Origin of the sequence: Pseudoalteromonas sp. SCSIO 43095 (genome assembly GCF_023650455.1) — a bacterium.
GTDB lineage: Bacteria > Pseudomonadota > Gammaproteobacteria > Enterobacterales > Alteromonadaceae > Pseudoalteromonas > Pseudoalteromonas tetraodonis.
Window position 1 is genome coordinate 2,887,403 of the sequence record NZ_CP087995.1, and the last position, 26,605, is coordinate 2,914,007.

The 26,605-nt window shown below is 40.1% G+C and carries 21 protein-coding genes; 11 read left to right on the plus strand and 10 right to left on the minus strand.

Annotated features, from left to right (window positions below):
• Nucleotides 1-368: 368 nt before the first annotated feature.
• The 5 genes from mnmE to rpmH all read right to left on the minus strand — a co-directional run bounded on the left by mnmE (nucleotide 369) and on the right by rpmH (nucleotide 4,479).
• Entirely contained in the window at nucleotides 369-1,733 is a 1,365-nt protein-coding gene (mnmE, locus tag LOC50_RS13605; RefSeq protein WP_138626202.1) for a tRNA uridine-5-carboxymethylaminomethyl(34) synthesis GTPase MnmE, read from the minus strand.
• Between the two features lie 130 nt (nucleotides 1,734-1,863).
• Nucleotides 1,864-3,501, minus strand: a complete 1,638-nt coding sequence (gene yidC, locus LOC50_RS13610) for a membrane protein insertase YidC (RefSeq protein ID WP_036980721.1) — start codon at nucleotides 3,499-3,501, stop codon at nucleotides 1,864-1,866.
• Between the two features lie 8 nt (nucleotides 3,502-3,509).
• Nucleotides 3,510-3,785 carry a membrane protein insertion efficiency factor YidD gene (gene yidD, locus LOC50_RS13615; RefSeq protein ID WP_024601490.1) on the minus strand — a complete coding sequence of 92 codons (276 nt, stop codon included), beginning with the start codon at nucleotides 3,783-3,785 and terminating at the stop codon, nucleotides 3,510-3,512.
• 126 nt (nucleotides 3,786-3,911) lie between these two features.
• A complete protein-coding gene (rnpA, locus tag LOC50_RS13620; RefSeq protein ID WP_008467046.1) occupies nucleotides 3,912-4,337 on the minus strand; it encodes a ribonuclease P protein component in 426 nt (141 codons plus the stop codon).
• A gap of 7 nt (nucleotides 4,338-4,344) precedes the next feature.
• Nucleotides 4,345-4,479, minus strand: coding sequence for a 50S ribosomal protein L34 (rpmH, locus tag LOC50_RS13625; RefSeq protein ID WP_008112968.1), 135 nt, complete (start codon nucleotides 4,477-4,479; stop codon nucleotides 4,345-4,347).
• A gap of 506 nt (nucleotides 4,480-4,985) precedes the next feature.
• Between rpmH and dnaA the strand changes: the two genes are divergently transcribed.
• The 7 genes from dnaA to LOC50_RS13660 all read left to right on the plus strand — a co-directional run bounded on the left by dnaA (nucleotide 4,986) and on the right by LOC50_RS13660 (nucleotide 14,687).
• Entirely contained in the window at nucleotides 4,986-6,374 is a 1,389-nt protein-coding gene (gene dnaA / locus LOC50_RS13630; RefSeq protein WP_036980723.1) for a chromosomal replication initiator protein DnaA, read from the plus strand.
• A 13-nt stretch (nucleotides 6,375-6,387) separates the two neighbouring features.
• Nucleotides 6,388-7,491: a DNA polymerase III subunit beta gene (gene dnaN / locus LOC50_RS13635; protein WP_036980725.1), complete on the plus strand. Its 1,104-nt coding sequence runs from the start codon at nucleotides 6,388-6,390 to the stop codon at nucleotides 7,489-7,491.
• 15 nt (nucleotides 7,492-7,506) lie between these two features.
• On the plus strand, nucleotides 7,507-8,601 hold the full coding sequence (gene recF, locus LOC50_RS13640; protein ID WP_250653364.1) for a DNA replication/repair protein RecF: 1,095 nt from the start codon (nucleotides 7,507-7,509) through the stop codon (nucleotides 8,599-8,601).
• A 12-nt stretch (nucleotides 8,602-8,613) separates the two neighbouring features.
• Nucleotides 8,614-11,040, plus strand: a complete 2,427-nt coding sequence (gyrB, locus tag LOC50_RS13645) for a DNA topoisomerase (ATP-hydrolyzing) subunit B (protein WP_036980730.1) — start codon at nucleotides 8,614-8,616, stop codon at nucleotides 11,038-11,040.
• A gap of 140 nt (nucleotides 11,041-11,180) precedes the next feature.
• A complete protein-coding gene (gene glyQ, locus LOC50_RS13650; RefSeq protein ID WP_250653365.1) occupies nucleotides 11,181-12,083 on the plus strand; it encodes a glycine--tRNA ligase subunit alpha in 903 nt (300 codons plus the stop codon).
• Nucleotides 12,084-12,085: 2 nt separating this feature from the next.
• Nucleotides 12,086-14,155 (plus strand): glycine--tRNA ligase subunit beta, encoded by a 2,070-nt coding sequence (glyS, locus tag LOC50_RS13655; RefSeq protein ID WP_250653366.1) that lies wholly within the window; start codon nucleotides 12,086-12,088, stop codon nucleotides 14,153-14,155.
• A 79-nt stretch (nucleotides 14,156-14,234) separates the two neighbouring features.
• Complete coding sequence (locus tag LOC50_RS13660; RefSeq protein WP_024601485.1) at nucleotides 14,235-14,687, plus strand: early set domain-containing protein; 453 nt, start codon at nucleotides 14,235-14,237, stop codon at nucleotides 14,685-14,687.
• 23 nt (nucleotides 14,688-14,710) lie between these two features.
• On the opposite strand, the gene LOC50_RS13665 is transcribed toward LOC50_RS13660, so the two are convergent.
• The 5 genes from LOC50_RS13665 to fadB form a co-directional block, all read right to left on the minus strand.
• Complete coding sequence (locus LOC50_RS13665; protein WP_250653367.1) at nucleotides 14,711-15,370, minus strand: RloB family protein; 660 nt, start codon at nucleotides 15,368-15,370, stop codon at nucleotides 14,711-14,713.
• Complete coding sequence (locus LOC50_RS13670) at nucleotides 15,370-16,770, minus strand: AAA family ATPase (RefSeq protein ID WP_250653368.1); 1,401 nt, start codon at nucleotides 16,768-16,770, stop codon at nucleotides 15,370-15,372. The genes LOC50_RS13665 and LOC50_RS13670 overlap by 1 nt, the downstream gene beginning before the upstream one ends.
• A 108-nt stretch (nucleotides 16,771-16,878) precedes the next feature.
• A complete protein-coding gene (gene tusA / locus LOC50_RS13675; protein ID WP_036980734.1) occupies nucleotides 16,879-17,118 on the minus strand; it encodes a sulfurtransferase TusA in 240 nt (79 codons plus the stop codon).
• Nucleotides 17,119-17,368: 250 nt separating this feature from the next.
• Nucleotides 17,369-18,538 (minus strand): acetyl-CoA C-acyltransferase FadA, encoded by a 1,170-nt coding sequence (gene fadA, locus LOC50_RS13680; RefSeq protein WP_013463651.1) that lies wholly within the window; start codon nucleotides 18,536-18,538, stop codon nucleotides 17,369-17,371.
• A gap of 4 nt (nucleotides 18,539-18,542) precedes the next feature.
• Nucleotides 18,543-20,702: a fatty acid oxidation complex subunit alpha FadB gene (gene fadB / locus LOC50_RS13685; RefSeq protein WP_250653369.1), complete on the minus strand. Its 2,160-nt coding sequence runs from the start codon at nucleotides 20,700-20,702 to the stop codon at nucleotides 18,543-18,545.
• 302 nt (nucleotides 20,703-21,004) lie between these two features.
• On the opposite strand from fadB, the gene LOC50_RS13690 reads away from it, so the two are divergent.
• The 4 genes from LOC50_RS13690 to LOC50_RS13705 all read left to right on the plus strand — a co-directional run bounded on the left by LOC50_RS13690 (nucleotide 21,005) and on the right by LOC50_RS13705 (nucleotide 26,590).
• A complete protein-coding gene (locus LOC50_RS13690) occupies nucleotides 21,005-22,891 on the plus strand; it encodes a lytic transglycosylase domain-containing protein (protein WP_036980738.1) in 1,887 nt (628 codons plus the stop codon).
• 117 nt (nucleotides 22,892-23,008) lie between these two features.
• Entirely contained in the window at nucleotides 23,009-24,331 is a 1,323-nt protein-coding gene (gene pepQ / locus LOC50_RS13695; RefSeq protein WP_250653370.1) for a Xaa-Pro dipeptidase, read from the plus strand.
• 98 nt (nucleotides 24,332-24,429) lie between these two features.
• Nucleotides 24,430-25,044 (plus strand): YigZ family protein, encoded by a 615-nt coding sequence (locus LOC50_RS13700; RefSeq protein WP_013463655.1) that lies wholly within the window; start codon nucleotides 24,430-24,432, stop codon nucleotides 25,042-25,044.
• A gap of 94 nt (nucleotides 25,045-25,138) precedes the next feature.
• Nucleotides 25,139-26,590, plus strand: a complete 1,452-nt coding sequence (locus tag LOC50_RS13705; protein WP_248474685.1) for a TrkH family potassium uptake protein — start codon at nucleotides 25,139-25,141, stop codon at nucleotides 26,588-26,590.
• The last annotated feature ends 15 nt before the right edge of the window (nucleotides 26,591-26,605 follow it).

Consider the following 26,605-nt stretch of genomic DNA (forward strand, 5'->3'; position numbering starts at 1 on the left):
ACAAAACGTATTTTTTAGTTACGTTTTATTTTATGACTTGATAATTCCCCCTATTCAAACATGGATAACCAATGCTATAGCTTCAGTTTTAGAGTGTTTAATAAGCATAACTACAGTTATTTTGTTCTATAAATGAAAACGTTTTAGCCGCTAATAGCTGTGATTATTAGCGTTGTTACATTTTTTATGTACATTATTAAAGGCGAATTGAGGCTGATATAAGTGCAGCTTAAACTGTATTTGTAGTCTGTTTGGTTTTTAAAGTGGATTATTAAAGCACAGCTAGGTGAGTTGTTATTGTAAATATTAGGCATGGAAAAGGGCGCCTAAGCACCCTTAATAAATTATATTGTTACTTATTAATTCGACTATTTACCGATACAGAACGAGCTAAATATTTTGCCAAGTAGATCATCTGAGGTAAATTCACCAGTTATTTCGTTAAGATACTGCTGCGTTAAACGCAGTTCTTCAGCCAAAATTTCACCGGCCACATGCATTTCTAATTGTGTTTTACCGGTATCTAAGTGGTAGGCTGCATGCTCAAGGGCATCTAAGTGACGACGACGCGCCATAAATCCACCCTCTGTGGCCCCATCAAAACCAATACAGGCTTTTAAGTGCTCACGCACAAGTTCTATACCGTCAGCATTTTTAGCACTTAAACTGATGACCGGATATTGTTGCTTTTGATCCATACCGACTACATCACCTGATAAATCGGCTTTGTTTCTGATCACGGTCACGCCCATACCTTGGGGTAACTTAGCCATAAATTCTGGCCAAATAGCATGAGGGTCGGTATCGGTTGTATCGGTGCCATCAAGCATAAATAATACCCGATCGGCTTGGTTTATTTCATCCCAGGCTCGTTCAATACCTATTTGTTCAACGCGATCTGGGCTTTCACGCAGGCCTGCGGTGTCGATTATATGTAGTGGCATACCATCTATATGTATATGCTCACGTAGTACGTCTCGAGTGGTGCCGGCTATTTCTGTTACGATGGCCGCTTCTCGTCCTGCTAATGCATTAAGTAAGCTTGATTTACCTGCATTAGGGCGACCAGCAATTACGACGCGCATACCCTCGCGCATTATGCTGCCTTGTTTGGCTTGATTGGTTACGGCATTAAGCTGCTCAATAATGGCATTTAAATCACCGCCCACTTTTCCGTCTGATAAAAAATCGATTTCTTCGTCAGGAAAATCAATAGCTGCTTCCACATACATACGTAAGTGAATGACTTTTTCTACTAGGGTTTCTATGTGCTTAGAGAATTGGCCTTGAAGTGACTGTAGGGCGCTTTTAGCTGCTTGCTCACTGGTTGCATTAATTAAGTCGGCGATTGCTTCTGCTTGAGTTAAATCAAGCTTGTCGTTCATAAACGCACGCTCAGAGAATTCACCAGGCTTTGCTAAACGTACACCGTCTATTTTACTTATTTCTTTAAGTAGCATATCAAGGACAACAGGGCCACCATGGCCTTGCAGTTCGAGTACATCTTCACCGGTAAATGAGTTTGGGCCAGCAAAGTAAATCGCAATACCTTGGTCAAGTTGCTGACCTGCAAGGGTGTTAAATGGCACATAGTCGGCATAACGAACTTTAGGGACTTTGCCTATTATTTTTTCAGCAACCTGTTTGGCTAGGTTTCCTGAAACGCGAATAATACCAACACCGCCTCGGCCTGGGGCAGTGGCTTGTGCTGCAATTGTATCGTGATTGATCATGCGGTTTATTTGCCAACTTAAATAACGTAATGGCGGTATTGTAACCTATCAAATAGGCACTCGCGAATGCTGTTATAAAAAATTGACAATAAAAAAGGCGACCTAAGTCGCCTTTATATAAGTAGGGAGTTTAATCGCCCCTTACTTTAATTCCTTTTTTTTCCATGCCACGGTAGATGATCAACATCTGGACAATAGAAATAAGGTTAGACACTAACCAGTAAAGTACTAAACCAGATGGGAACCATAAGAAGAACACAGAGAAGATAACCGGCATAAAGGTCATCATTTTTTGCTGCATTGGATCGGTAACCGTCATAGGTTGTAGTTTTTGCGTTATAAACATACTCGCACCAAATAAGATTGGTAATACGTAGTATGGGTCTTTTGCAGAAAGGTCAGTTAGCCAAAGTACAAATTCAGCGTGACGAAGTTCTGTAGACTCTAAGAATACATAGAACAAGGCTAAGAAGATTGGCATTTGGAGTAAAATAGGGAAACAGCCACCCATAGGGTTTACTTTTTCTTTACGGTACATTTCCATGGTCGCTTGGCCGAATTTTTGACGATCATCGCCATACTTTTCTTTTAGCGCTTTCATCTTAGGCTGTAACGCACGCATTTTAGCCATTGAGGTGTACTGTGCTTTAGTCAGTGGATACATTAATGTTTTAACGATAATAGTGATGGCAATAATTGCTACACCCCAGTTACCTAAAATGCTGTGTAACCATTTTAATAGTACAAATAACGGCTGAGAGATAAACCATAACCAACCGTAATCAACGGTTAAGTCTAGGTCAGTGTGAATCGCTTCAAGTTTATCTGACTCTTTAGGGCCCATGTAATAAGTTGCAGTAAGTACTTGTTCACTACCAGCTTGAACATTTACCGCTTCGTCTTTAACACCAATAATAGCTGCGTTACTTTTAGTGATTAAACTATAAAGTGTATTCGCTTGATCTTGCATTGGTACCCAAGCACTTACAAAGTAATGCTGAATAAAGGCAACGTAACCACCTTGGGTATTAATGTTTAGGTTTTTATCGGCCATATCTGAAAAACTATACTTTTCGTATGGTTCCTCATCTGTACCGTATGCAGCCCCTAAATAGTTTTGATCAACCATGCTGCCTTTTTCTTGTACGGTACGCTTTATTTGTGTGTAAAGCTGTACTTGTACAGGCGCGCTGGTGGTGTTGTTAACTTTATATTCTAAGCCAACATCATACTGACCCTTTTTGAATACATAAGTCTTAGTAAAGCTTACACCGTTGCTGTCGGTAAATTGCAGTGGAACGCGAAGCTCATCACCTGTTAAGGTGTAAGAGGTTTGCTCTGATTGATAAGTAGGACGACCATTTGCAGATGCATCTGGGCCATTTAAACCTATTAAACCACTTTGTGAAAAGTATTGTTTACCATCAAACTCACCAAGTAGCATGTAAGGAACATCACTGCCTTTGGTTTCTTTATAATTAATTAAGTTTGTTTCAACAATGTCACCGCCTTTGGTGTCAATTTTAACTTTGAACACGTCAGTTGTAATATCAATGACTGAGCGTTTAGCTAAAGTAGTTGAAGCAGGTAAACCAGAGTCTGATGAAGCTGGAACATAATCATCTGATTCCGGTGAGTTTGCTTTTAGTGTTTGTGTAGTGGCACTAGGATCGGCTTTTGGTGTGTTGTAGTCATTATTCCATTCTTGAAATAATAAAAACGACACTAGCATTAGGCCGATGAATAAAAACGTGCGTTGCGATTCCATAACAGCTCTTATTTCTCGTGTTGGTGGTTAATACGGGTTAATTTTTCAGGAACGGGGTCGTCTCCACCTGAATGTAAAGGATGGCATTTTAATATGCGTTTAACAGCTAACCAACTCCCTTTTACCGATCCATGCAAATTTATTGCTTGAATAGCGTAACTAGAGCATGTTGGATTAAAACGACAATGCGGACCTAATAGCGGGCTAATCCACTTTTGATAACCGCGGATAAATAAAACTAAACAACGTGTTGGTAACGCAGCAAGTGGTTTAAGTAACCTCATGTTGTACATGCCCCTACGTTATGTTTAGTGAATAGATACCATGTATTTAAAGACTCACTATGAGATTTTAAACGCATGATTAAAAGGTGAGCTAAAGATACCTTAATTAACCCTGTAATTCTATTGCTATTGGGTTTGTTTAGTCGATTTAGCTGATTTGTTTGGGCGTTTTTTAAATGGTGGCGGTTTAGGGGCACCAGGTTTGCAGCGTTCATTAATCTTACGCCACAACTTTGTTAGTTGTTTGGTTAATTCTTCATTAGACTGTTCATCAATGCCACTTTTTACCATCAACACAATATCAATATTATCGAGAGTATGTTGGTTTAAACGAAAACTTTCGCGAGCAAGACGTTTAATACGGTTTCGTTGACATGCCTTTTTTACACGTTTTTTAGCAACAGTAAGGCCTAACCTAGGTTTAGACTGGTCACTTGGTTTTGCTAATAAGGTAAAGAAAGGAGTTGCAGCCCGAGCGGGTTCGTTAAATATGCGAGAGTAATGCGAGGGAGTTAATAGACGTAACTCCCTGCCAAAGCTAAAGTCTTCCACTTATAAATTAAGCAGAAAGAACTTTGCGGCCTTTAGCACGGCGACGAGCTAATACTTTACGGCCATTTACAGTTGCCATACGAGCACGGAAACCGTGTGTACGTTTGCGTTTTAAAACGCTAGGTTGAAAAGTTCTTTTCATAACAATCTCATCCGATCGGTTAAAGTTAAAACATCCTATGCAGGTCGCGATCCTGGCACAGGTGCCATTGCGAGCGCGAGATATTATAGATGAAGTGACGAAAAGTCAATCATAATAGAGTGCGTAAAGCATGTTTATTTATGATCAATTTTCATGATCCGATAGGATCATCATAAATAAGAAGTTTTCCACAGCCCCTGTATAAAAAGTGAATAAAAGCATGGGAAAAGTAAATTAGATCGTAAATTGTGGTCGCGATCTGCTGCCAGTTTTGTTATGATCTCTAATCAAGCTTTAAAATAAAAAGCTATTTAAATCAGTCTGTTATTATATTTATACATCGATATCAACAATTTTACAAAAATCAATCTTTTACTTGTGGATAAAGTGCATTCATAATAGTCGGTCTTGGGCTGCTTATTGAGCCATTTAAACGCAATACAGGTGTGATTTTTGAATCATTATTGATGTGCGGGAATAAAAATTATATCTCTGGGAGTTTTACTGTGTATCTGTCGGTTTGGCAAAGTTGTTTATATGTATTGCAAGATGAATTGCCTTCGCAGCAATTTAGTATGTGGGTCAGACCACTTCAAGCAGAAAGTACCGAAGATACCTTGACGATTTATGCGCCTAATCGTTTCGTACTTGATTGGGTAAGAGAAAAATACCTAAATAGAATAAATGAGTTACTGGTTGAAATTTGTGGTGTAGAAGCACCAGAGTTACGCTTTGATGTAGGCAGCAAGCCGCTATTAAATGCACAAGCTGCGCCGGTAGTTGAAACACAATCAGCACCAAGTACGCAAGCAACGGTAAAACAACAACCACGAGAACAAAAACCAGTTGTTGAGCCCGCTCCTAAATCGGGTTATAAATCAAATATTAAAGAAAACTATACCTTTGACAGTTTTGTTGAGGGTAAATCTAACCAATTAGCAAAAGCGGCTGCCACTCAGGTAGCTGATAATCCTGGCTCTGCATTTAACCCTGTTTTTATTTACGGTGGTACGGGCTTAGGTAAAACGCATTTATTACACGCGGTAGGCAACGGTATTATGGCCAATAAGCCAGATGCTAAAATTGTCTACATGCATTCAGAACGCTTTGTGCAAGACATGGTTAAAGCACTGCAAAATAATGCGATTGAAGAATTTAAGCGTTATTACCGCAGTGTTGATGCACTCATGATTGATGACATTCAGTTTTTTGCTAATAAAGAACGTTCACAAGAAGAGTTCTTTCATACCTTTAATGCATTATTAGAAGGTAACCAGCAAATTATTTTAACCTCTGACCGTTATCCTAAAGAGATAGAAGGGGTTGAAGATCGCCTTAAATCTCGTTTTGGTTGGGGATTAACTATCGCGATTGAGCCGCCAGAGCTTGAAACACGCGTTGCCATTTTGATGAAAAAAGCCCAGCAAAGTAAAATTAATTTACCGCATGAAGTGGCATTTTTTATTGCTAAAAAATTACGCTCAAACGTACGTGAGCTTGAAGGTGCATTAAACCGTGTAATTGCTAACGCAAACTTTACCGGTCGCCCAATTTCTATCGACTTTGTAAAAGAAGCACTGCGTGATTTATTGGCGCTGCAAGACAAACTAGTCACCATAGATAACATTCAACGTACGGTTGCAGAATACTATAGAATACGTGTGTCTGATTTACTGTCTAAGCGCCGTAGCCGCTCTATAGCAAGGCCTCGCCAAGTTGCCATGGCACTCTCTAAAGAACTCACTAATCACAGCTTACCTGAGATTGGGGATGCCTTTGGTGGACGCGACCATACAACAGTATTGCACGCGTGTCGCAAAGTTAAATCACTACGTGACGAAAGCCACGAGATTAAAGAAGATTACCAAAATTTAATAAGAACATTGTCATCTTAGGGCTGACTTTATTATGCAAATAACAATATCAAGAGAACAATTTTTAAAACCATTGGTGCAAGTATCGGGTGCCATAGAGCGTAAGCATACGTTACCTATTTTATCTAACGTATTACTCGTGGTAGAGAATGGCCAGCTTTCAATGACAGGGACCGACCTTGAAATTGAATTAGTGGCGAGTGTATTTGTAGGTGATGATGTTGCCGATACTAAACTCACATTACCAGCTAAAAAGTTACTCGATATTTGTAAAAGTTTACCGGATGGGTCTGATCTTACTTTAAGCTTGCAAGACCATCAGCTACTTTTAACCAGTGGTAAAAGTCGTTTTTCACTGACCACTTTAGCTGCTGAAGATTTTCCTAATTTAGAGCAGTGGGATGGTGAAGTTGAATTTCAACTAACGCGTTTAGAGTTACGTAAATTACTTGAAAGCACGCACTTTTCAATGGCAAACCAAGATGTGCGTTATTATTTAAACGGCATGTCGTTTGAAGTTGATAACAGCGATATAAAGACAGTTGCCACTGATGGGCACCGTTTAGCGATTGCACAAAAGCAACTAGGTCAGTCATTAAATACACAGCGCCAATTAATTATACCGCGCAAAGGCGTGCAAGAAATTATGCGCTTAATGGTGGCCGACCAAGAGTTAGTCACTATTCAGTTTGGTGCTAACCACATTCGTATTATTGATATTGAATTTACCTTTACAAGTAAATTAGTTGATGGTCGATTCCCTGACTACCGTCGTGTTTTACCTCGAGGTGGCGATAAAGTAATTACTGCGAATCGTGAATGGCTTCGTAATGCGTTTCAGCGTGTGTCTATTTTATCGAACGAAAAGTTTCGTGGTGTGCGTTTAAATTTATCAAACGGTTTATTAAAAATTACAGCCAACAACCCAGAGCAAGAGCAAGCTGAAGAAGTGGTTGAAATAATGTACGAGGGTGATGACCTAGAAATAGGCTTTAATGTGTCTTACGTATTAGATGTACTAAATACATTAAAAACCGAAGATGTATTATTTACGCTTGCCGATTCAAATAGCAGTGCACTTATAGAAGGTGCCGGCGATGAAGAAGCTATGTACGTTGTTATGCCAATGCGTTTATAAGATCATATATACATAATGAGCTTAAGTCATTTGAGCCTCAAATATTTTCGTAATATTGAGGCATTGACGCTAGAACCAGTTAATGGCGTTAATATAATTTATGGTGAAAACGGCAGCGGAAAAACCAGCCTTTTAGAGGCTATTTATTACCTTTCTCACGGCAAATCTTTTCGAACCTCTAAACATAAAAGCATCATAGCTCATCATCAAGATCAGTTTGTTATTCATGGCCGCAAAGCGTTATACGATTTATCTATCCCTATTGGTATTAGTAAAACCCAAGCGGGTGAAACCAATTTAAAAATACAAGGTAAGGCGAGTCGAAAAGTATCTGAACTTGCCCAGTTAATGCCGGTACAAATAATAACACCAGAAAGCTACTCACTATTTTTTGGCGGGCCTAAGGAGCGCAGAAAGTTTTTAGACTTAGGTTTGTTCCACGTGGAACATGAGTTTTTTTTCTTATGGCAATCGTTTAATAAAGTGCTTAAACAACGCAACGCCTTATTAAAATCTAAGCCTAAGAATTATTTTGACCAAATCAAGTTTTGGGACAAAGAATTTGTTAGACTGGCAGAACAAATAAATAAATTAAGAATCGCGTATATAACTAGGTTTAAGCAGCAATTTTTTGATAAAATGTGTGCAGAATTAACGCTAATACGCGATTTAGAAATTAGCTTCAATGCGGGCTGGAAAGAGACTGAATCTCTTTGTGATGCGTTAGAGCAATGTTTTGAGCGAGATGCTCGCCAAGGCTTTACAAGTAAAGGCCCTCATAAGGCTGATTTTAGTTTTAGTGTCGCTGGCAGCAGTGTTGAGAATGTATTCTCACGCGGGCAATTAAAGTTATTGTTGTATGCGTTAAAAGTAACGCAAAATAGTTTAATTGAGTCAGAGACAGATAAGCAATCTATATTGCTAATAGATGATCTACCTTCAGAACTAAGCGAAGATACAAAAGAGAAAGTGGGCCAGTTATTGACTCACTGTAGTTCTCAAATATTTATTTCTTCAATTTTATCTGAAAGTATTTCTGCTGTGGTGGAACCCATGCAACGAGAACTAAAAATGTTCCACGTGAAACATGGCAACCTAATAACAAGATAAGTGGGATTAACCATGTCTGAGAATTATGATTCGTCGAGTATTAAAGTACTTAAAGGATTAGATGCAGTAAGAAAGCGTCCTGGTATGTATATAGGGGACACCGATGATGGTACGGGCTTACACCACATGGTGTTTGAGGTCGTTGATAACTCTATCGATGAGGCCTTGGCGGGTCACTGCGATGATATTTATGTCACTATTCACTTAGACGGTTCGGTATCTGTAAGAGATAACGGCCGTGGTATTCCTACTTCTATACATGAAGAAGAAGGTGTATCTGCAGCTGAAGTAATTATGACGGTGCTACACGCCGGTGGTAAGTTTGATGATAACTCTTATAAAGTATCAGGTGGCTTACACGGTGTTGGTGTATCGGTAGTAAATGCATTATCAGAAAAGTTAAAACTAACCATTCGTCGTGAAGGTAAACTTCATGAGCAGTTTTACACTATGGGTGTACCTGATGCACCTCTAGCTGTAATAGGTGATTCTGAAACAAATGGTACTGAAATTCGTTTTTGGCCAAGTGGCGAAACGTTCACTAACCTTGATTTTCATTATGATATTTTGGCAAAGCGTTTACGCGAGTTGTCGTTTTTGAATTCAGGTGTAAGTATCATATTAAGCGATGAACGCGAGGAAAATAAAAGCGACCACTTTAAGTACGAAGGCGGTATCAGAGCATTCGTAGAATACCTAAACCGCAATAAAACACCAGTGCATAAAGGGGTATTCCATTTTACTCACGAACGTGAAGAAGATGGTATTAGTGTAGAAGTATCAATGCAGTGGAATGATGCATTCCAAGAAAACATTTACTGTTTCACAAATAATATTCCTCAACGTGATGGTGGTACTCACTTAGCTGGTTTTAGATCGGCGCTAACGCGTACGCTTAATAACTACATGGAAAAAGAAGGCTTTAACAAAAAAGCTAAAACAACCAGTAATGCAACGGGCGATGATGCGCGTGAAGGCTTAACTGCAGTTGTGAGTGTTAAAGTACCTGATCCAAAGTTCTCATCGCAAACAAAAGACAAGCTAGTTTCTAGCGAAGTTAAGTCGGCAGTTGAGCAAGCAATGGCTGAAAAATTCACTGAGTTTTTATTGGAAAACCCATTGGATGCAAAAATTGTTGTTGGCAAAATTATTGATGCAGCACGCGCCCGTGAAGCAGCGCGTAAAGCACGTGAAATGACACGTCGTAAAGGCGCTATGGACTTAGCTGGTTTACCAGGTAAATTAGCTGATTGCCAAGAAAAAGATCCAGCTCAATCTGAACTATACATAGTGGAGGGTGACTCAGCTGGCGGTTCAGCCAAGCAGGGTCGTAACCGTAAGAATCAAGCGATTCTTCCGCTTAAAGGTAAAATCTTAAACGTAGAAAAAGCACGTTTTGATAAAATGCTATCTTCGCAAGAAGTGGCAACGCTAATTACTGCACTAGGTTGTGGTATTGGCCGTGACGAATATAACCCTGAAAAACTACGTTACCACCGTATCATAATCATGACCGATGCCGACGTGGATGGTTCTCACATTCGTACCTTGCTACTAACATTCTTTTACCGTCAAATGCCGGAAATTGTTGAACGTGGTTACATTTATATTGCTCAGCCTCCACTTTATAAAGTGAAAAAAGGCAAGCAAGAGCGCTATATTAAAGATGATCCAGCATTAGTTGATTACCTTACATCGTTAGCGCTAAGCAATGCAGCATTGTATACCAGTGATAGCGCAGAGGCGGTTGATGGTGAAGCATTAGAATCGATTGTTCACGATTATCAAAACACGGTTAAAGTTATCGAGCGCTTAAAGCGTAAGTATCCGAATACGGTTATGAACCGTTTGATTTACCAAAGTGAACTGAAAAAAGAAGACCTTTCAGACGAAGCTAAGGTAATTGCTTGGACTAAAGAGCTGGTTGATGACTTAATTGAACGTGATGAAGATGCAACTATTTTCCATGCCGGAACTGAGCACGATACAGAGCGCAACCTGTATTATCCAGTTGTGAATATTCGTCAGCATGGTGTGGATAAAGCGCACGTACTTCATTATGACTTTATTACATCAAGAGACTACCAACGCATTGCTCTAACAGGTAAAAATATTGCTAATATCATCACAGAAGGTGCATATATCCAACGTGGTGAAAAAACAAAACCTGTTGATAACTTTGTGGATGCATTGGAATGGTTGATCGCAGAGTCTAAGCGTGGGATCTACATTCAACGCTATAAAGGACTAGGTGAAATGAACCCAGATCAACTTTGGGAAACCACCATGGATCCAAGCGCACGCCGTATGTTGCAAGTGACGATTGAAGATGCTGTTGCAGCGGATCAATTGTTTGCTACGTTAATGGGCGATCAAGTTGAGCCGCGTCGTGAGTTTATTGAAACGAACGCACTGCGTGTGGTTAACTTAGACGTATAAAACATTATCGTAATCACAAAAAAGGAGCCTTAGGCTCCTTTTTTATTTTTTCAAACGCACAAACTGCTTAAAACCTGAGTGTACACAAGGTATACTGAGAGTAATTTTCACGCTACTTCTCAGATAGTAAAAAGCCAAATATGCAAAAATATGACGTTAAAACCTTTCAAGGTTTGATCCTGGCTTTACAGGATTATTGGGCACAGCAAGGCTGTGTCATTATTCAACCACTTGACATGGAAGTGGGCGCAGGGACATTTCACCCACAAACATTTTTAAAATCAATTGGCCCAGAGCCAATGTCGAGCGCATACGTTCAACCGTGTCGTCGTCCTACCGATGGTCGTTACGGTGAAAACCCAAACCGCTTACAACATTACTACCAATTCCAAGTTGTGTTAAAGCCATCTCCAGATAATATCCAAGAGCTTTATTTAGGCTCTTTAGCGGCGATGGGTATTGATACCCTCACTCACGAAGTGCGCTTTGTAGAAGATAACTGGGAATCACCAACGCTGGGTGCATGGGGACTGGGCTGGGAAATTTGGTTAAATGGTATGGAGGTAACCCAGTTTACTTACTTCCAGCAGGTGGGCGGCTTAGAATGCTCACCGGTCACAGGTGAAATTACCTACGGCCTAGAGCGTTTAGCAATGTATATTCAAGGCGTAGATAGCATTTACGACTTAGTATGGGCAGACGGTCCATTAGGGCGCGTAACCTACGGTGATGTATTCCATCAAAACGAAGTAGAGCAGTCTACTTATAATTTTGAACATGCAAACGTAGCCGACTTATTTGCACAGTTCGATAAATGTGAAGCTGAGAGCCAAAAGCTAATTGAAGCAAACTTACCATTACCTGCCTACGAGCAAGTAATGAAAGCATCGCACGCATTTAACTTATTAGACGCACGCCATGCTATTTCAGTAACCGAGCGTCAACGTTACATTTTACGCGTTCGTGCATTATCAAAAGCGTGTGCACAAAGTTATTACGATGCACGTGAAGCGCTTGGTTTCCCGCTTTGTAAGGATAAGTAAGCATGTCAGCAGAAAATTTATTAGTAGAAATTGGCACCGAAGAGTTGCCACCAAAATCACTTCGAAAATTAGCCGAAGCCTTTGCTGCAAACTTAACAGCAGAATTAGAAAGCCTAGAACTAGGTCACCAAGGTGTGAGCTGGTATGCATCGCCTCGTCGTTTAGGTTTACAAGTAAAAGCACTCGAAGCTAAACAACAAGACAAAGAAGTTGAAAAACGTGGCCCTGCAACTAAAGCAGCATTTGATGCTGAAGGTAAACCAACCAAAGCAGCCATGGGTTGGGCTCGTGGTTGTGGGATTGAAGTAAAAGATGCGCAAACACTAGAAACAGATAAAGGCGCATGGTTATTGCACATTGCTAAAGTTGCAGGGCAAGAAACCAAATTACTAATGGCTGATGCAATTAGTAAAGCGCTTGCTAAATTACCTATTCCTAAACCAATGCGTTGGGGCGCGAATAAAACACAATTTATTCGCCCTGTGCATACAGTCACTATTTTACTGGGTAGTGAGCTAATAGAAGGTGAGATACTGGGTAAGCAAGTGAGCAATCAACTGCAAGGCCATCGTTTTCATCATCCAGAAAAAATTAGCATTAACCATGCTGATGATGTGTTTGACGTACTTAAATCAGCTTACGTGATAGCTGACTACGAACAGCGTAAAGCACAAATTCGTGCGCAAATAGAAGGCGCAGCAAAAGCAGTTAATGCGGTAGTTGCTATGGATGAAGATTTACTTGAAGAAGTTACTTCATTGGTTGAATGGCCAGTAACGCTAACAGCTACATTTGAAGAAGCATTTTTAGATGTGCCAGCCGAAGCGCTTATTTACACCATGAAAGACGATCAAAAATACTTTCCGTTATTAGATCAAAACGGCAAACTTTTAAATAAGTTTTTGTTTGTTTCTAACATCGAAAGTAAAGATCCAAGTGTGGTTATTTCTGGTAACGAAAAAGTAGTGCGCCCGCGTTTAGCTGATGCGCAGTTCTTCTTTGAAACAGATAAAAAGAAAACACTTGAAAGCCGACTTGAGTCGCTAGACAGCGTTTTATTCCAAAAGCAGTTAGGCACACTTAAAGATAAGTCACAGCGTATCAGTGAACTTGCAGGTTACATTGCAGAGCAACTCGGTGCAGATAAAGCACTAGCAGCGCGTGCTGGCTTATTAAGTAAAACCGATTTAATGACCGAAATGGTGATGGAATTTACCGACGTACAAGGTGTAATGGGAATGCATTACGCACGTCATGACGGTGAAGCTGAAGATGTCGCTGTTGCGCAAAACGAGCAGTACATGCCACGCTTTGCCGGCGATAACTTACCAACGAGTTTGATCAGCTGTGCAGTGGCTATTGCAGATAAGTTTGACACGCTGGTGGGTATTTTTGGTATAGGCCAAGCACCAAAAGGTGATAAAGACCCATTTGCACTTCGTCGTGCGGCCATTGGTGCATTACGTATCATGGTAGAAAAGCAGCTACCACTTGATATTTTAGACCTGGTTGCTAAATCACAAACCTTGTTTGGTGAAAAGCTGACTAACCTAAATGTATCAACGGATGTGTTTGACTTTATGCTAGGGCGTTTCCGTGCTTGGTATCAAGATGAAGGCATTGAGGTAGATGTAATTCAAGCGGTACTTGCGCGCCGTCCAACGAAGCCTGTTGATTTTGATCGCCGAGTTAAAGCCGTGAGCCATTTCCGTACGTTAGACGCCGCAGAGTCGCTTGCAGCCGCTAATAAGCGTGTAAGTAACATTCTGGCTAAAAACAACATTACAACGCAAGGTAATGTTGATCAGAGCTTATTAAGTGATGACGCAGAAAAAGTATTGGCTGCGCAAGTTGCAAAATTTGCCACTGATTTAGCACCACTGTACAGCGATGGAAACTACCAAGAGGCATTAAGCCAATTAGCAGGCATTCGTGACAGTGTTGATAACTTTTTTGACAATGTCATGGTTATGGCCGACGATGAAGCGGTTAAGCAAAACCGCCTTGCGCTTTTAAGTCAGTTAAGTGGGTTATTTTTAGAAATTGCAGATATTTCTGTATTACAAAAATAACAGCTAACAGCTATTAAAAAAGCCAGCATAATGCTGGCTTTTTAGTGTTTTATTTATATTAGTTAATAGAGGATTCATCATGAAGCTCCCAATGAAACGCATTTTCACGTTAGCCTTAGTGGGCCTATTGAGTGCCTGTACCAGCCAAATTTCAATTAACGATGTGTTACCGCAGCAAGAATTGGATCGCAGTATTTATTTAAGAGGGGACTTCACATTATGGGATGCCGAACCTCAATATCAATTTAAACAAGTTGGGCCTGCGCTTTACCAAGCCCAAGTTAGGTTTTCGACCCCAGGCAAAGTGTACGAATTCAAAATAGCGGATGCAGATTTTAGTGAAGGCTTTAACTGTGGCTACAGCGATTCACAGCCATCAGGGCAAAGCCTAACACTCGGCCAATCAACACGCGCCGACTGTAATACCATTTATAATTATTTTAGCTACACACCAGCTATAAAAGGGTCGTACATAGTCAGCATTGATTTTAGTGACTACGATGAGCCGCAAGTGACAATAACGAAGAAATAAGGGAAGATAACAAGCTGATCTTTTCAGCTTGTTATTAAATATGGCTTAATTAATTCTATTAATTGCTGCATTGAAGTACCTAGATTTTTTGGAGGGTCTGTTAGGTCAAACTGTAATGAATGATTATTTTCAATTGCGATAGCTGTATTTGGGATTAAGTCAGAAATAACTGAGTTATTATCATCTAAAGTTTTTCTCATTCTTTTTTTTAAAAACTGGTTTGAGTTTGTAATGAGTTGCTTTTTAGTATTTTCATCTAGAAGAGCAATATTTTCATAATGAAGGAGTGGCCATACATCAAATGCTGGATTACTAATTATTAAGTATACACCTTTTTGCTTAGCTTCCTGAATCGTTGTTTTAGTACTTCTTTGATGAGCTTGTGAGAAATAATGGTCAACATCAAAAGCTATGAACCCATAAACATTATCACTTTTAAGTTTATAGTTCATCTGGTTGGCTTTATTTTCTAAGTCTTTTAAAACATGTTGTGGTGAGCTATGGTGTACGTCTGATTTCTCTACTGGGATAAAGAAAACTAAGTTTTCAAACTGCCTACTTATAGTGTTCTTCATACTCTCAAAATACTTTCTTTCGTCTTCACCACCCTCATAAGAAACTAAAAAATATTGGATATCTATTTTTTTGCTATATCTACTCCCACTTCTCTTCCTTGAGCTCATTATTTAAATTTCCTAACAATATTGGGTATCCCACCAAAGACTCCGTCTAAATATGCTTTATGAATATCTTTATCGTGACGAGTTGTATAATCATTTAAACTATATAACTTGGTGGAGCCATCATTTTCTTTCTGAGTAAACCAAACTTCATCTCTTCTTAACAGCTCATTATCTAATAACTCAGCTTCATGAGTCGTAGCTATAATTTGATCGTTATTATTTTGGTTTAAAAAATTTTCTATATAGCTATAGGAAATAATAGGGTGGAGGCTACGATCAAACTCATCGATAATATAAGTAAAATCTAATAAGCTTTCTAATTTAGATTCTGAGCCATTGTGAAGTGCTGGAATGAGGTCTAATAATCTTTGGGTTCCATCAGATTCATCAACAACCTCAAATTGAACGCCCCCATTATGTATCGTAGCGAGTTTAGTTATTTTAAGTTGGTTCTTATCTTTATCAAACTCAGCTAAATGTTCAACTCCCTCATACTTGAAAGTAAATGGGTCTGAATCACTTTTCATTTGTTCTTCAATATCATTCAATAAGTCACTTGAAAAGTCGCTTAAAGGAACATCCACCTCAGTAAGATCTGTTATGCCTGTATCTAATTTCGTGATCAAATCAAAATAGCGGCCGTTTCCCGACCTAATTTCAGGTAGAGATCCTGAATATTTAGTTTCTGGGAATATTGTAATCAACGATGTTTTGAAAAAATAAAATGCGTTAATCAGTTGTAGAAAAAAAATATCTATAGGATTATCTGGGCGAAGATCTTTATTGTTAAAAGACTCTAAGAATTTCTCAGATGCTTCTGCTAAAAATAAAGTGTTTTTGGGAGTATACTTATATAAAAAGTTAAGTTCTGCAAGAGTAGCTTCGATACTTTCCTTATTACTAATACTACCTAGATAACCACTCTCTATAAATTCAGAATTAAACTTTTCTTTACCTGAATTTTCATTTCTATAAAAAATGATGATTTCTTTCTGTCCATTGATTAAAACCAGCTCTTCTTCTAAAATTTTTTCGTCTTTAGTTTTGAAAAAATATGCATATGAACGTTTGTTAAAAGTGAATTCAAATGTGAAAGATCTTTCATTACTCGTATTACCGTTTAAGGCAAAATAAGAGTTCCGCAATTTAGGGCAATAAGTTAGTTCAGTTTTCCCAGTGATTAACCGTTTAGCATAATCTATAGCTTTAATTATATTTGATTTACCGCTAGCGTTAGCGCCATATATAATGCTGCCTTTTAAAACCTTTAACTTTTCATTGTTTGGAATAGGTGTACGAACGTGTGATTTAAGGCGTCTTAATCTCGGAGCTGCTTTTAAGTTGAGCTCAACAGCATCATTTATTGATCTAAAATTCTCGGCACTAAAATAGATAAGCATATATTCACGTGATAAAATCTCTTAATGAAGTATTTATACACTATAAAAATTACATACTCAAAGTTTTACGAGTTTTTTTCACTTCAAAAGTATGGAAAGCTATGATTTTTACAACCCTTTCTTCACCACATATCTATACGGTAATTCTTCAACTTCTTTAGCCACTAGCGTGTGATCCATAAAGGTACAAAAGCTGGGAATGTCGCGGGTAGTTGAGGGGTCGTCGGCAATAATAAGCAGTGTTTCACCATCGCTCATTTTGCGAATTGCAGCGCGTATCATCATCACAGGTTCTGGGCAGCGTAGGCCGATAGCATCTAATTGGTGATCGGGGTTATCAAAGCTCATAAAAATTACCTGTAAAAATAGTCGTGGCTTGGTTAGGTCGGGTAGTTTAGCGCAAATAAAGCTGTTGGTTAACTATTTTACGTATAACAAAACAGCTCAACTTATTAATAGATAATCTGAAATAAATTTAATGTACTCGATCACATTATTCATTTTAAACCTGCAAAAGCTGGTGGCATAAAAAAGGCGAACTAACTTGCGCTAGTTCGCCTTTTTAATCACCAAGCTGGTTTTACATATTCAACACTAATTAGTCTTGAACACGTTCAAATACAGTTGCGATGCCTTGGCCTAAACCAATACACATAGTCGCTAAACCGTATTTTGCGTTTTTGTCTTCCATTAAGTGAATAAGTGAGGTGCTGATACGCGAACCCGAACAACCCAGCGGGTGACCCAGTGCGATAGCGCCGCCATTTAAATTCACTTTTTCGTCAACCACATCTGCTAAACCTAAGTCTTTAAGTACGGGTAATGATTGTGCTGCGAATGCTTCGTTAAGTTCAGCAACATCGATGTCATCAATAGTAATACCAGCTTGTGCCAATGCTTTTTTACTTGCTGGTACTGGGCCGTAACCCATGATTGATGGATCGCAACCGGCAACGGCCATCGCGCGAATATATGCACGAATTGGTAAGCCAAGTTCTTTTGCTTTTTCTTCGCTCATCACTAACATCGCTGATGCGCCATCAGAAAGTGCTGAAGACGTACCCGCAGTAACAGAACCCGTAGCAGGGTTAAACACTGGACGTAGCTGCGATAAACCTTCAACGGTTGTTTCAGGGCGAATTACTTCATCATCTTCAACAAGGATAAGTGAACCGTCAGCATCGTGACCTTCCATTGCTAAAATTTCGCGGCGGAAACGCCCTTCAACTGTTGCAGCATGTGCACGTTGATGCGAGCGGTAAGCAAACTCATCTTGTTGCTCACGGCTAATACCGTGAATAGTAGCAAGGTACTCAGCAGTTAAACCCATAGAGCCAGATGCTTGTGCAATTGATGTAGCTAGGCCAGGGTGAAAGTCGTTACCGTGAGTCATAGGTACGTGGCCCATGTGTTCAACACCACCAATTAGGTAAGTATCACCAGCGCCAGTCATAATAGCGCGAGCAGCGTCATGCAATGCTTGCATTGATGAGCCACATAAACGGTTAACTGTGGTTGCTGGCACTGAATGTGGAATACCTGCAAGTAGAGATGCGTTACGTGCAACGTTAAAGCCTTGCTCTAAAGTTTGCTGTACACAACCCCAATAAATATCGTCAATTGACGCAGGGTCAACTGCTGGATTACGTTCTAATAAGCCTTTCATTAAATGAGCGCTTAAGTCTTCCGCACGTTTGTTTTTAAATACGCCGCCTTTTGAGCGACCCATTGGTGTGCGGATACAATCTACAATTACTGGATTATTCATGATATTAACCTTCCACCTTATAGAAAACACGGCCTTCTTCAGCCCACTTGCGAGTTTGCTCTGATACTTGGTAAATCGCACCTAGGTGAGCGTATTTGTCTGCTGCTGCAACAAAGTTAGCTAAACCTGTTTGATCTAAGTAACGGAACGCGCCGCCTCTAAATGGAGGGAAACCAACACCGTATACAAGTGCCATATCAGCTTCTTGAGGAGAAGCAACAATGCCTTCTTGTAAACAAAGTAGCACTTCGTTGAGCATTGGGATCATACAACGGTCAATGATTTCTTGTTTATCAAATTCTTTTGGTGCGTCTGTAATTGGTGCAAGTAGTTCAATCGCTGTTTGGTCATGCGATTTTTTAAGACGACCACGACGGTCTGTTTCGTACTTGTAAAAACCTGCTTTGTTCTTTTGGCCAAAACGTTTTTCGTTAGCAAAAACAGTCACTGGATCTTTCTCTGCACGTGCCATACGTTCAGGGAAGCCGTCTGCCATTACGCCAGTACAATGGAAAGCCGTATCAATACCGACTACATCAAGTAGGTAAGCCGGACCCATAGGCCAGCCAAATACGTTTTCCATGATTTTATCTACTTTTGCAAAGTTAGCGCCTTCAACCACTAATTTGCTAAAGCCTGCAAAGTAAGGGAATAAAACACGGTTTACAAAAAAGCCTGGGCAATCGTTAACAACAATCGGCGATTTACCTAGTTTAAGTGCGTAATCAACCACGGCATTAATAGTTTTATCTGAGGTTTTTGCACCACGGATAATTTCTACTAATGGCATTTTTGGTACTGGGTTGAAAAAGTGCATACCACAGAAGTTTTCTGGTTTTTCAAGTGCTTCTGCAAGTAGGTCAATACAAATAGTTGATGTATTTGACGTGAGCACAGTGCCTTCTGGCATATTCTTTTCAAGATCAGCAAGTACGGCTTGCTTCACTTTAGGGTTCTCTACTACCGCTTCAACAATAATGTTGGCGTTTTGTAGGTCTGCATCGTTAAGCGTTGGTTTGATTTTGCTAAGCGTTGCTAGCATTTTTTCCATCGGCATATGGCCGCGCTTAACTTTTGCACCTAATAGCTTAGACGCTTCACCCATACCTAAATCAAGTGCATCCTGTTGGATATCTTTCATTATGATTGGTGTACCTTTATAAGCAGATTGGTATGCAATACCGCCGCCCATAATACCTGCGCCTAAAACAGCAGCTTGTTTAATTTCTACATCGCTGTGCTTAGCAAATTTACGTGCTTTACCTTTAATGTATTGATCCGCTAAAAAGATACCTGTTTGCGCGGCTGCTTCGTTGGTACGAGCAAGCTTTGCAAAGTTGGCATTTTCAATTGCCATTGCTTCGGCGCGTGAGCAGTTTGCTGCCGCTTTAATAGTGCGAACGGCCATAACTGGAGCAGGATAGTGGCCTTTGGTTTTACCCATAACCATACCTTCTGCCATTGCAAAGCTCATGCCTTGCTCAACACGGTTTAATTTAAGCGGTTGTAATTTTATAGCGCGTTTTGCTTGCCAATCTAGCTTGCCAGCAATCGCCAATTCTAATGTTGCTATGCCTGACTCTTGTAGTTTGTTGGCACTAACTACTGCGTCAAATGCACCTACTTTAAGGGCATCAGCTGCGCGATTTTCGTTACCTGTGGTGATCCACATCATCGCGTTATCGGCACCAATAATGCGCGGAAGACGCACTGTACCGCCAAACCCAGGCATTATGCCTAATTTAACTTCTGGTAAACCGATTTTTGCTGAGTCACTTGCAACACGATAATCGGTAGCAAGTGCCCACTCACAGCCGCCGCCAAGCGCCAAGCCGTTTACAGCACTGAGTGTTGGGAATGGTAAGTCTTCAATTGCATCAAAAACGTCAGTTGCATCTTTGATCCACGTTACTAATTCTGCTTCAGGCTTAGTAAAAGTAGGTAAAAATTCGAAGATATCGGCACCAATAATAAAGTGGTCTTTATCACTGGTAAAAATCATGCCTTTAATATCAGTGTTAGCGGCTAATTCTTTTAATGCTGCCGCGCAATCTGAAAGAGTTTGTTGAGATAATGTGTTTACAGAACCTGTAGCACAAAACTTAAACTCGGCGATGTTTTCCTTCACGAAGCTAACTTCAAAGGAATCGCTTTTATATAACATTATTATTCTCCCTAGTTGATGAACTAAGACTGGTACGATGAGTTCATATTCAGACCAGTGTGCTTGCTTTAAATTAAAAATGCAACGAAAAATTTATCTTGGTTACAAACGTCTGGTTAAAATATAGCTGGTTTGGTGCTAAGGTGGGTTTGAAAGTTTTCTTTATTCATTTTATTGCGCTGTCTTAGTGTTCATAGCTTGGGTTTTATTAGAATAAATAGTACAGCTGTGTATGTGCTGTTGTTTACTTGCTCTTCGCCACACTTCGCCAGCCTTAAAGGTTACATGCCCTAAAGGACATTATGAAAAAATACTTATTAAGCGTAGCGGCAGCGACTCTATTTCTTTCTTTTACCTCTGCCAATGCGAAAACTGATATTGATGCATTTTTAGACGCTGAAAAACAGGCGCGCTATGGCAATTATCAAAATTTTAAAGAAGCGGTAGATTCATTGTCTCATCCGCTTAAACCGTATGTTGAAAAAGCATATTGGGAACGTTACCCCAGCTTAGCCCACCAAACAGAGATAGAAAATTTTCTCACTATTTATGAACATACGCCATTAGAGTGGCCAGTGCGTAAAGCATGGTTAAACTATTTAAAACGCAGAAATCAAAAAGCAGCGTTTATTAAAAACTATCGTGAAACCTCTGACAGTGAGCTTACTTGTACCCACCTTACTTTTCAGCTTGATCTTGGTGCGCCTAAAAAAGCAATACTCAATCAGGTAACCGACTTATGGACAGTGGGTGAGTCGCAGCCCAGTGAATGCGATGGCCTTTTTAAACGCTGGCGTCAAGATGGTTATTTAACGCCCGATGTTGTTTGGCAACGGGTCACTTTAGCGGCACAAGGTGGGTCTTATCGTTTACTGCCTTATTTAAAAACATTGTTGCCAGCCAATGAGCGCTACTTAGCCGATTTATACTCAAAAGTAAGACGTGACCCAAGTGCAGCGGCGGGGTTATACCGTTATAAGCGCAAAACAGTGAAAGAGGGTGAAATAGCGCTTTATGGTATTAAGCGTTTAATTTGGCGTGATAAAGAGTTGGCATTAAAGGCGTGGCAAAAAATTGAGGGGTTATTTGATTACACTGATGATGAAAAAGCGGATGTATATTATACCTTTGCGCTTTCATTGGCGTCGAGCGGCCATAGCCAAGCGAGCTTCTATTTAAATAAAGTACCTAAAGAGCGCCAAGATCGTAAATTAATGCAATGGCAGTTAGCTAATCTACTCAAAACCCAAGATTGGGAGGGAATTGCGGCATTTTTTACAGGTAAAGAAAATCTTAGCTTAGGGCAACAGTATTGGCTTGCTTATAGTTATGACAAACGCGCAGATCATGAAAAAGCCAAGGCAATTTGGACTAAAGTGGCCGCTAACCGTGATTATTACGGTTTTTTAGCCGCTGCGCGTTTGGGGATACCGGTTGACTTAAATGAGTTGCCCGTTAATGTAAATCAAGCTTTAGTAACAAGAGTGAGTAACGCACCGGGCTTTAAGCGTGCCAAAGCCCTGTATGAATTAGAGCGCTTTACTGCCGCTCGACGCGAGTGGAATTATTTAACTGATACCTCAACTGATGATGAAAAATTAGCTGCGTCGGTACTTGCAGCCGAGCTGGATTGGTTTGATAGTACTATATTCACCCTAGCAAAAATAAAAGCATGGGATTATGTGGATTTGCGTTTCCCTTTTGCATTTCAAGAAATGTTTGAGCGTTATAGCAAGCGAAGCAAAATTGACCTAACTTGGAGTATTGCCATTGCACGTCGCGAAAGCTCATTTGCACCTGATGCGCGCTCTCATGCAAATGCACGCGGGTTAATGCAGTTATTACCAAGTACGGCAAAGTATATTAATAAAGGCACGGTTTCTAATCGTCGTTTGTATCAACCAAAAACCAACATTCGTCTTGGGACTCGTTATTTACAGTATTTAAAAAAGAAAAACCACGGCAATGAGGTGCTAGCTACAGCATCTTATAACGCTGGGTACCATCGTATTAAACGCTGGATACCTGAAGAGGCAATGCCGGCTGAGCTATGGGTTGAACTTATTCCTTACAGAGAAACCCGAGATTATGTAAAAAATGTATTTGCTTATCGGCAGGTTTATCATACTCGCCTTGGTCGGGAGGGAAACCTTCTAGCCCCCATATTAGAAATGACGATGGGCGGATAGTAAAAATAAATCTACAACCACAGAGGGATATTTACACAGTAAGTATCCCTCCTTTTTGAGCGCTTTGTGTATAAGTGGTAGACTCAAAGCAAGTTAAATTTAACAGATGGGTTTATTATGGAAAAATTAGCCGTTTTATACGCCGAACATATTGCAACATTGCAACAGCGTACACGTACTATTTGTGAGCAAGAAGGGTTAGAAGGATTAGTCATTCATTCAGGCCAAGCTAAGCGCCAATTTTTAGATGATATGTATTACCCGTTTAAAGTTAACCCTCATTTTAAAGCGTGGCTACCGGTTATTGATAATCCACATTGCTGGATTGTGGTAAATGGTAGCGATAAGCCAAAACTTATTTTTTATCGCCCAATTGATTTTTGGCATAAAGTACCTGATGAGCCAAGAAATTTTTGGGCAGAATACTTCGATATTGAATTATTATTACAACCTGATCAGGTTGAAAAGCTACTACCTTACGATAAAGCTAAATTTGCCTACATTGGTGAATACCTCGAAGTAGCACAAGCACTTGGCTTTAGTATTATGAACCCTGAGCCAGTACTTAACTATATTCATTACCACCGTGCTTATAAAACGCAATATGAGCTTGAGTGTTTGCGTAATGCTAATCGCATTGCGGTTGATGGCCATAAAGCAGCGCGTGATGCGTTTTTTAATGGTGGTAGTGAGTTTGATATTCAGCAAGCCTACTTAATGGCAACGCGTCAAAGTGAAAACGAAATGCCATATGGTAATATTGTGGCCCTTAACGAAAACTGCGCTATTTTGCACTACACTCATTTTGAGCCAAAAGCACCACAAACGCATAATTCATTTTTAATTGATGCGGGCGCTAACTTTAATGGTTACGCTGCGGATATTACCCGTACCTACGACTTCAAAAAGCAGGGTGAGTTTGCTGACTTAGTTAACGCTATGACAGCGCATCAAATTGAGTTAGGAAAAAGCTTAAAGCCAGGTTTACTGTATGGCGATCTGCATATTGATTGTCATAACCGTATTGCTCAGCTATTAAGTGATTTTAATATTGTTAAACTACCGGCAGCGGAAATTGTTGAGCGTCAAATTACCTCAACTTTCTTCCCGCATGGCTTAGGGCATCATTTAGGTGCACAGGTTCACGATGTGGGTGGTTTTATGCGTGATGAAACAGGGGCACATCAAGCGCCACCAGAAGGCCATCCATTTTTACGCTGCACTCGCTTAATTGAGAAAAACCAAGTGTTTACTATTGAGCCAGGTTTGTACTTTATTGACTCTTTATTGGGTGATTTAGCACAAACAGACAATAAGCAGTTTATTAACTGGGAAAAGGTCGAAGCGTTTAAATCTTTTGGCGGTATTCGTATCGAGGACAATATTATTGTTCACGAAGATAGCCTAGAAAATATGACGCGTAATTTATTACTCGACTAAATCCTTATTAAAGACGAGTTAGCCAATACGCGCTAAAATAAACGGATACAAAGGGGCCTTTTGGCCCCACTTTTTTAATTAAAGCCTAAGTAAGTGCTATGTCTGAATATAAATACCCAGCCGAAGCTGTATTTCATCAAGAAGAAATTAAAAAAAGTACCTTTATCGTTCACATAGGTCACACGCCCGATCTAAATGCTGCGAAAGCCTTTATTAAAAATATTGAAGAAAAATACAGCGATGCACGCCACAATTGCTGGGCACATGTTGCAGGTAACCCAGGGGGCAGCCATGTTTATGGTTTTTCTGATGACGGGGAGCCCAATGGCACCGCCGGTAAACCCATGCTCAATGTGTTAGTGGGCTCAGGCTTAGGTGAAGTGACCGCTGTGGTAACACGTTACTTTGGAGGTATAAAGCTCGGTACGGGTGGGCTGGTGCGTGCTTATGGTGGTTCACTCAATAATGCCTTAGCAAAACTACAAACCGTGGTGAAAGTGCCGAGTGCTGAGCTGGTGGGCTTTAGTGAATACAGTATGCAAGGGGCGATAGAGCAACATTTAAAAACGAACTTTCAGGTACTTAATATTGAAAAGCAGTTTACTGCAAATATTGAGTGGACTATTACCATTGATAGTCGCCAAGCGCAGCAAGCCATCAAAGATATTTTTGATTTAAGCCACGGCGCAGTTGAGTTAACAATCAAAGAGTAATAGTCTTACATTCATCCCATTTAATGGTTAAACATTAAATTTTCGAGTCATACAGTAGTTATTTTAATTTACTAATAAAAAAGCGATACGCTCAATGCAATTTCGTACCATCATAAAAATTCTTGGCCAATTGGTTGCGCTATTCAGTATTACTATGGTGCCACCAGCGCTAGTGTCTTTAATTTATAAAGATGGTGGAGGGGTGCCGTTTGTTTTAGCCTTTATATTCAGTGTTGTTATTGGCTTAATGGCTTATTACCCAAATAGGCATGAGCATGGCGATTTAAAAGCCCGCGAAGGCTTTTTAATCGTGGTTTTATTTTGGCTGGTACTCGGCGCGTTTGCCTCCTTACCGCTGGTATTTTTACAAGAACCCAATCTCTCTTTAGCCGATGCCGTGTTTGAAGCCTTTTCTGGCTTAACCACTACAGGAGCTACCGTACTGACAGGCATAGAGTATCTGCCTAAATCGGTATTGTTTTATCGCCAACAATTACAGTGGTTTGGTGGTATGGGGATCATTGTATTAGCGGTAGCAATCCTGCCAATGCTTGGCGTAGGTGGTATGCAGTTGTATCGGGCTGAGATTCCAGGCCCCGTAAAAGATTCCAAAATGACCCCGCGTATAGCCGACACTGCTAAACACCTTTGGTATATTTATGTGTCTATTACCCTTGCATGTACTTTGGCGTATTGGAGCGCTGGCATGAATTGGTTTGATGCAATTTGCCATGCTTTTTCTACGGTGGCTATTGGTGGTTTTTCTACTTATGACGCTTCAATGGGGCATTTTGATAGCCCAGTAATTAACTTTATTTGTGTGTTCTTTTTAATTATCGCGGCCATTAACTTTTCACTGCATTATGCTGCTGTAGCGAGTCGTAATATTAGTGTCTACATTCGTGACCCTGAATTCAAAGTGTTTCTATGTATTCAGCTCGCGCTGGTGGTGATTTGTTTCACGGTACTTTCATCTCACGATGTTTATGCCAATGGCGATGAAACCCTCGATCAGGCATTGTTTCAAGCTGTATCTATGAGCAGCACCGCAGGATTTGCCACAGATAACTTTTCTGCTTGGCCTTTGTTTTTACCTATTTTATTAATATTCTCTAGTTTTATTGGTGGCTGTGCTGGTTCAACTGGCGGCGGTATGAAAGTAGTGCGCGTGTTTTTACTTTATCTACAAGGGGTGCGAGAGCTAAACCGCTTAGTGCATCCTCGAGCTATATACTCTATAAAGTTAGGACGAAAGGCGCTACCAGATAAAGTAGTTGAAGCAGTATGGGGTTTTTTCTCGGCTTATGCATTAGTCTTTATTATTATTATGTTAGCGTTAATGGGCACCGGGTTAGACAATATAACGGCATTCTCAGCAACGGCAGCGTGTTTAAATAACCTTGGGCCTGGTTTAGGTGATGTTGCTTCTCATTATGGCGCTATTACCGATACTGCAAAATGGATATTAACCGTGGCAATGGTATTTGGTCGTTTAGAGATATTTACACTATTAGTGCTATTCACCCCAACATTTTGGCGTGGATAACGTTTTAAATATTAG

Excerpts from the sequence above, each read along its gene's own strand:
- yidD (WP_024601490.1), bottom strand. The coding sequence starts at position 3,785 with ATGAGGTTACTTAAACCACTTGCTGCGTTACCAACACGTTGTTTAGTT.
- mnmE (WP_138626202.1), bottom strand. The coding sequence starts at position 1,733 with ATGATCAATCACGATACAATTGCAGCACAAGCCACTGCCCCAGGCCGA.
- LOC50_RS13700 (WP_013463655.1), top strand. The coding sequence starts at position 24,430 with ATGTCTGAATATAAATACCCAGCCGAAGCTGTATTTCATCAAGAAGAA.
- yidC (WP_036980721.1), bottom strand. The coding sequence starts at position 3,501 with ATGGAATCGCAACGCACGTTTTTATTCATCGGCCTAATGCTAGTGTCG.
- pepQ (WP_250653370.1), top strand. The coding sequence starts at position 23,009 with ATGGAAAAATTAGCCGTTTTATACGCCGAACATATTGCAACATTGCAA.
- LOC50_RS13705 (WP_248474685.1), top strand. The coding sequence starts at position 25,139 with ATGCAATTTCGTACCATCATAAAAATTCTTGGCCAATTGGTTGCGCTA.
- glyS (WP_250653366.1), top strand. The coding sequence starts at position 12,086 with ATGTCAGCAGAAAATTTATTAGTAGAAATTGGCACCGAAGAGTTGCCA.
- LOC50_RS13665 (WP_250653367.1), bottom strand. The coding sequence starts at position 15,370 with ATGAGCTCAAGGAAGAGAAGTGGGAGTAGATATAGCAAAAAAATAGAT.
- fadA (WP_013463651.1), bottom strand. The coding sequence starts at position 18,538 with ATGAATAATCCAGTAATTGTAGATTGTATCCGCACACCAATGGGTCGC.
- glyQ (WP_250653365.1), top strand. The coding sequence starts at position 11,181 with ATGCAAAAATATGACGTTAAAACCTTTCAAGGTTTGATCCTGGCTTTA.
- LOC50_RS13660 (WP_024601485.1), top strand. The coding sequence starts at position 14,235 with ATGAAGCTCCCAATGAAACGCATTTTCACGTTAGCCTTAGTGGGCCTA.
- LOC50_RS13690 (WP_036980738.1), top strand. The coding sequence starts at position 21,005 with ATGAAAAAATACTTATTAAGCGTAGCGGCAGCGACTCTATTTCTTTCT.
- tusA (WP_036980734.1), bottom strand. The coding sequence starts at position 17,118 with ATGAGCTTTGATAACCCCGATCACCAATTAGATGCTATCGGCCTACGC.
- recF (WP_250653364.1), top strand. The coding sequence starts at position 7,507 with ATGAGCTTAAGTCATTTGAGCCTCAAATATTTTCGTAATATTGAGGCA.
- rpmH (WP_008112968.1), bottom strand. The coding sequence starts at position 4,479 with ATGAAAAGAACTTTTCAACCTAGCGTTTTAAAACGCAAACGTACACAC.
- LOC50_RS13670 (WP_250653368.1), bottom strand. The coding sequence starts at position 16,770 with ATGCTTATCTATTTTAGTGCCGAGAATTTTAGATCAATAAATGATGCT.
- gyrB (WP_036980730.1), top strand. The coding sequence starts at position 8,614 with ATGTCTGAGAATTATGATTCGTCGAGTATTAAAGTACTTAAAGGATTA.
- fadB (WP_250653369.1), bottom strand. The coding sequence starts at position 20,702 with ATGTTATATAAAAGCGATTCCTTTGAAGTTAGCTTCGTGAAGGAAAAC.
- dnaN (WP_036980725.1), top strand. The coding sequence starts at position 6,388 with ATGCAAATAACAATATCAAGAGAACAATTTTTAAAACCATTGGTGCAA.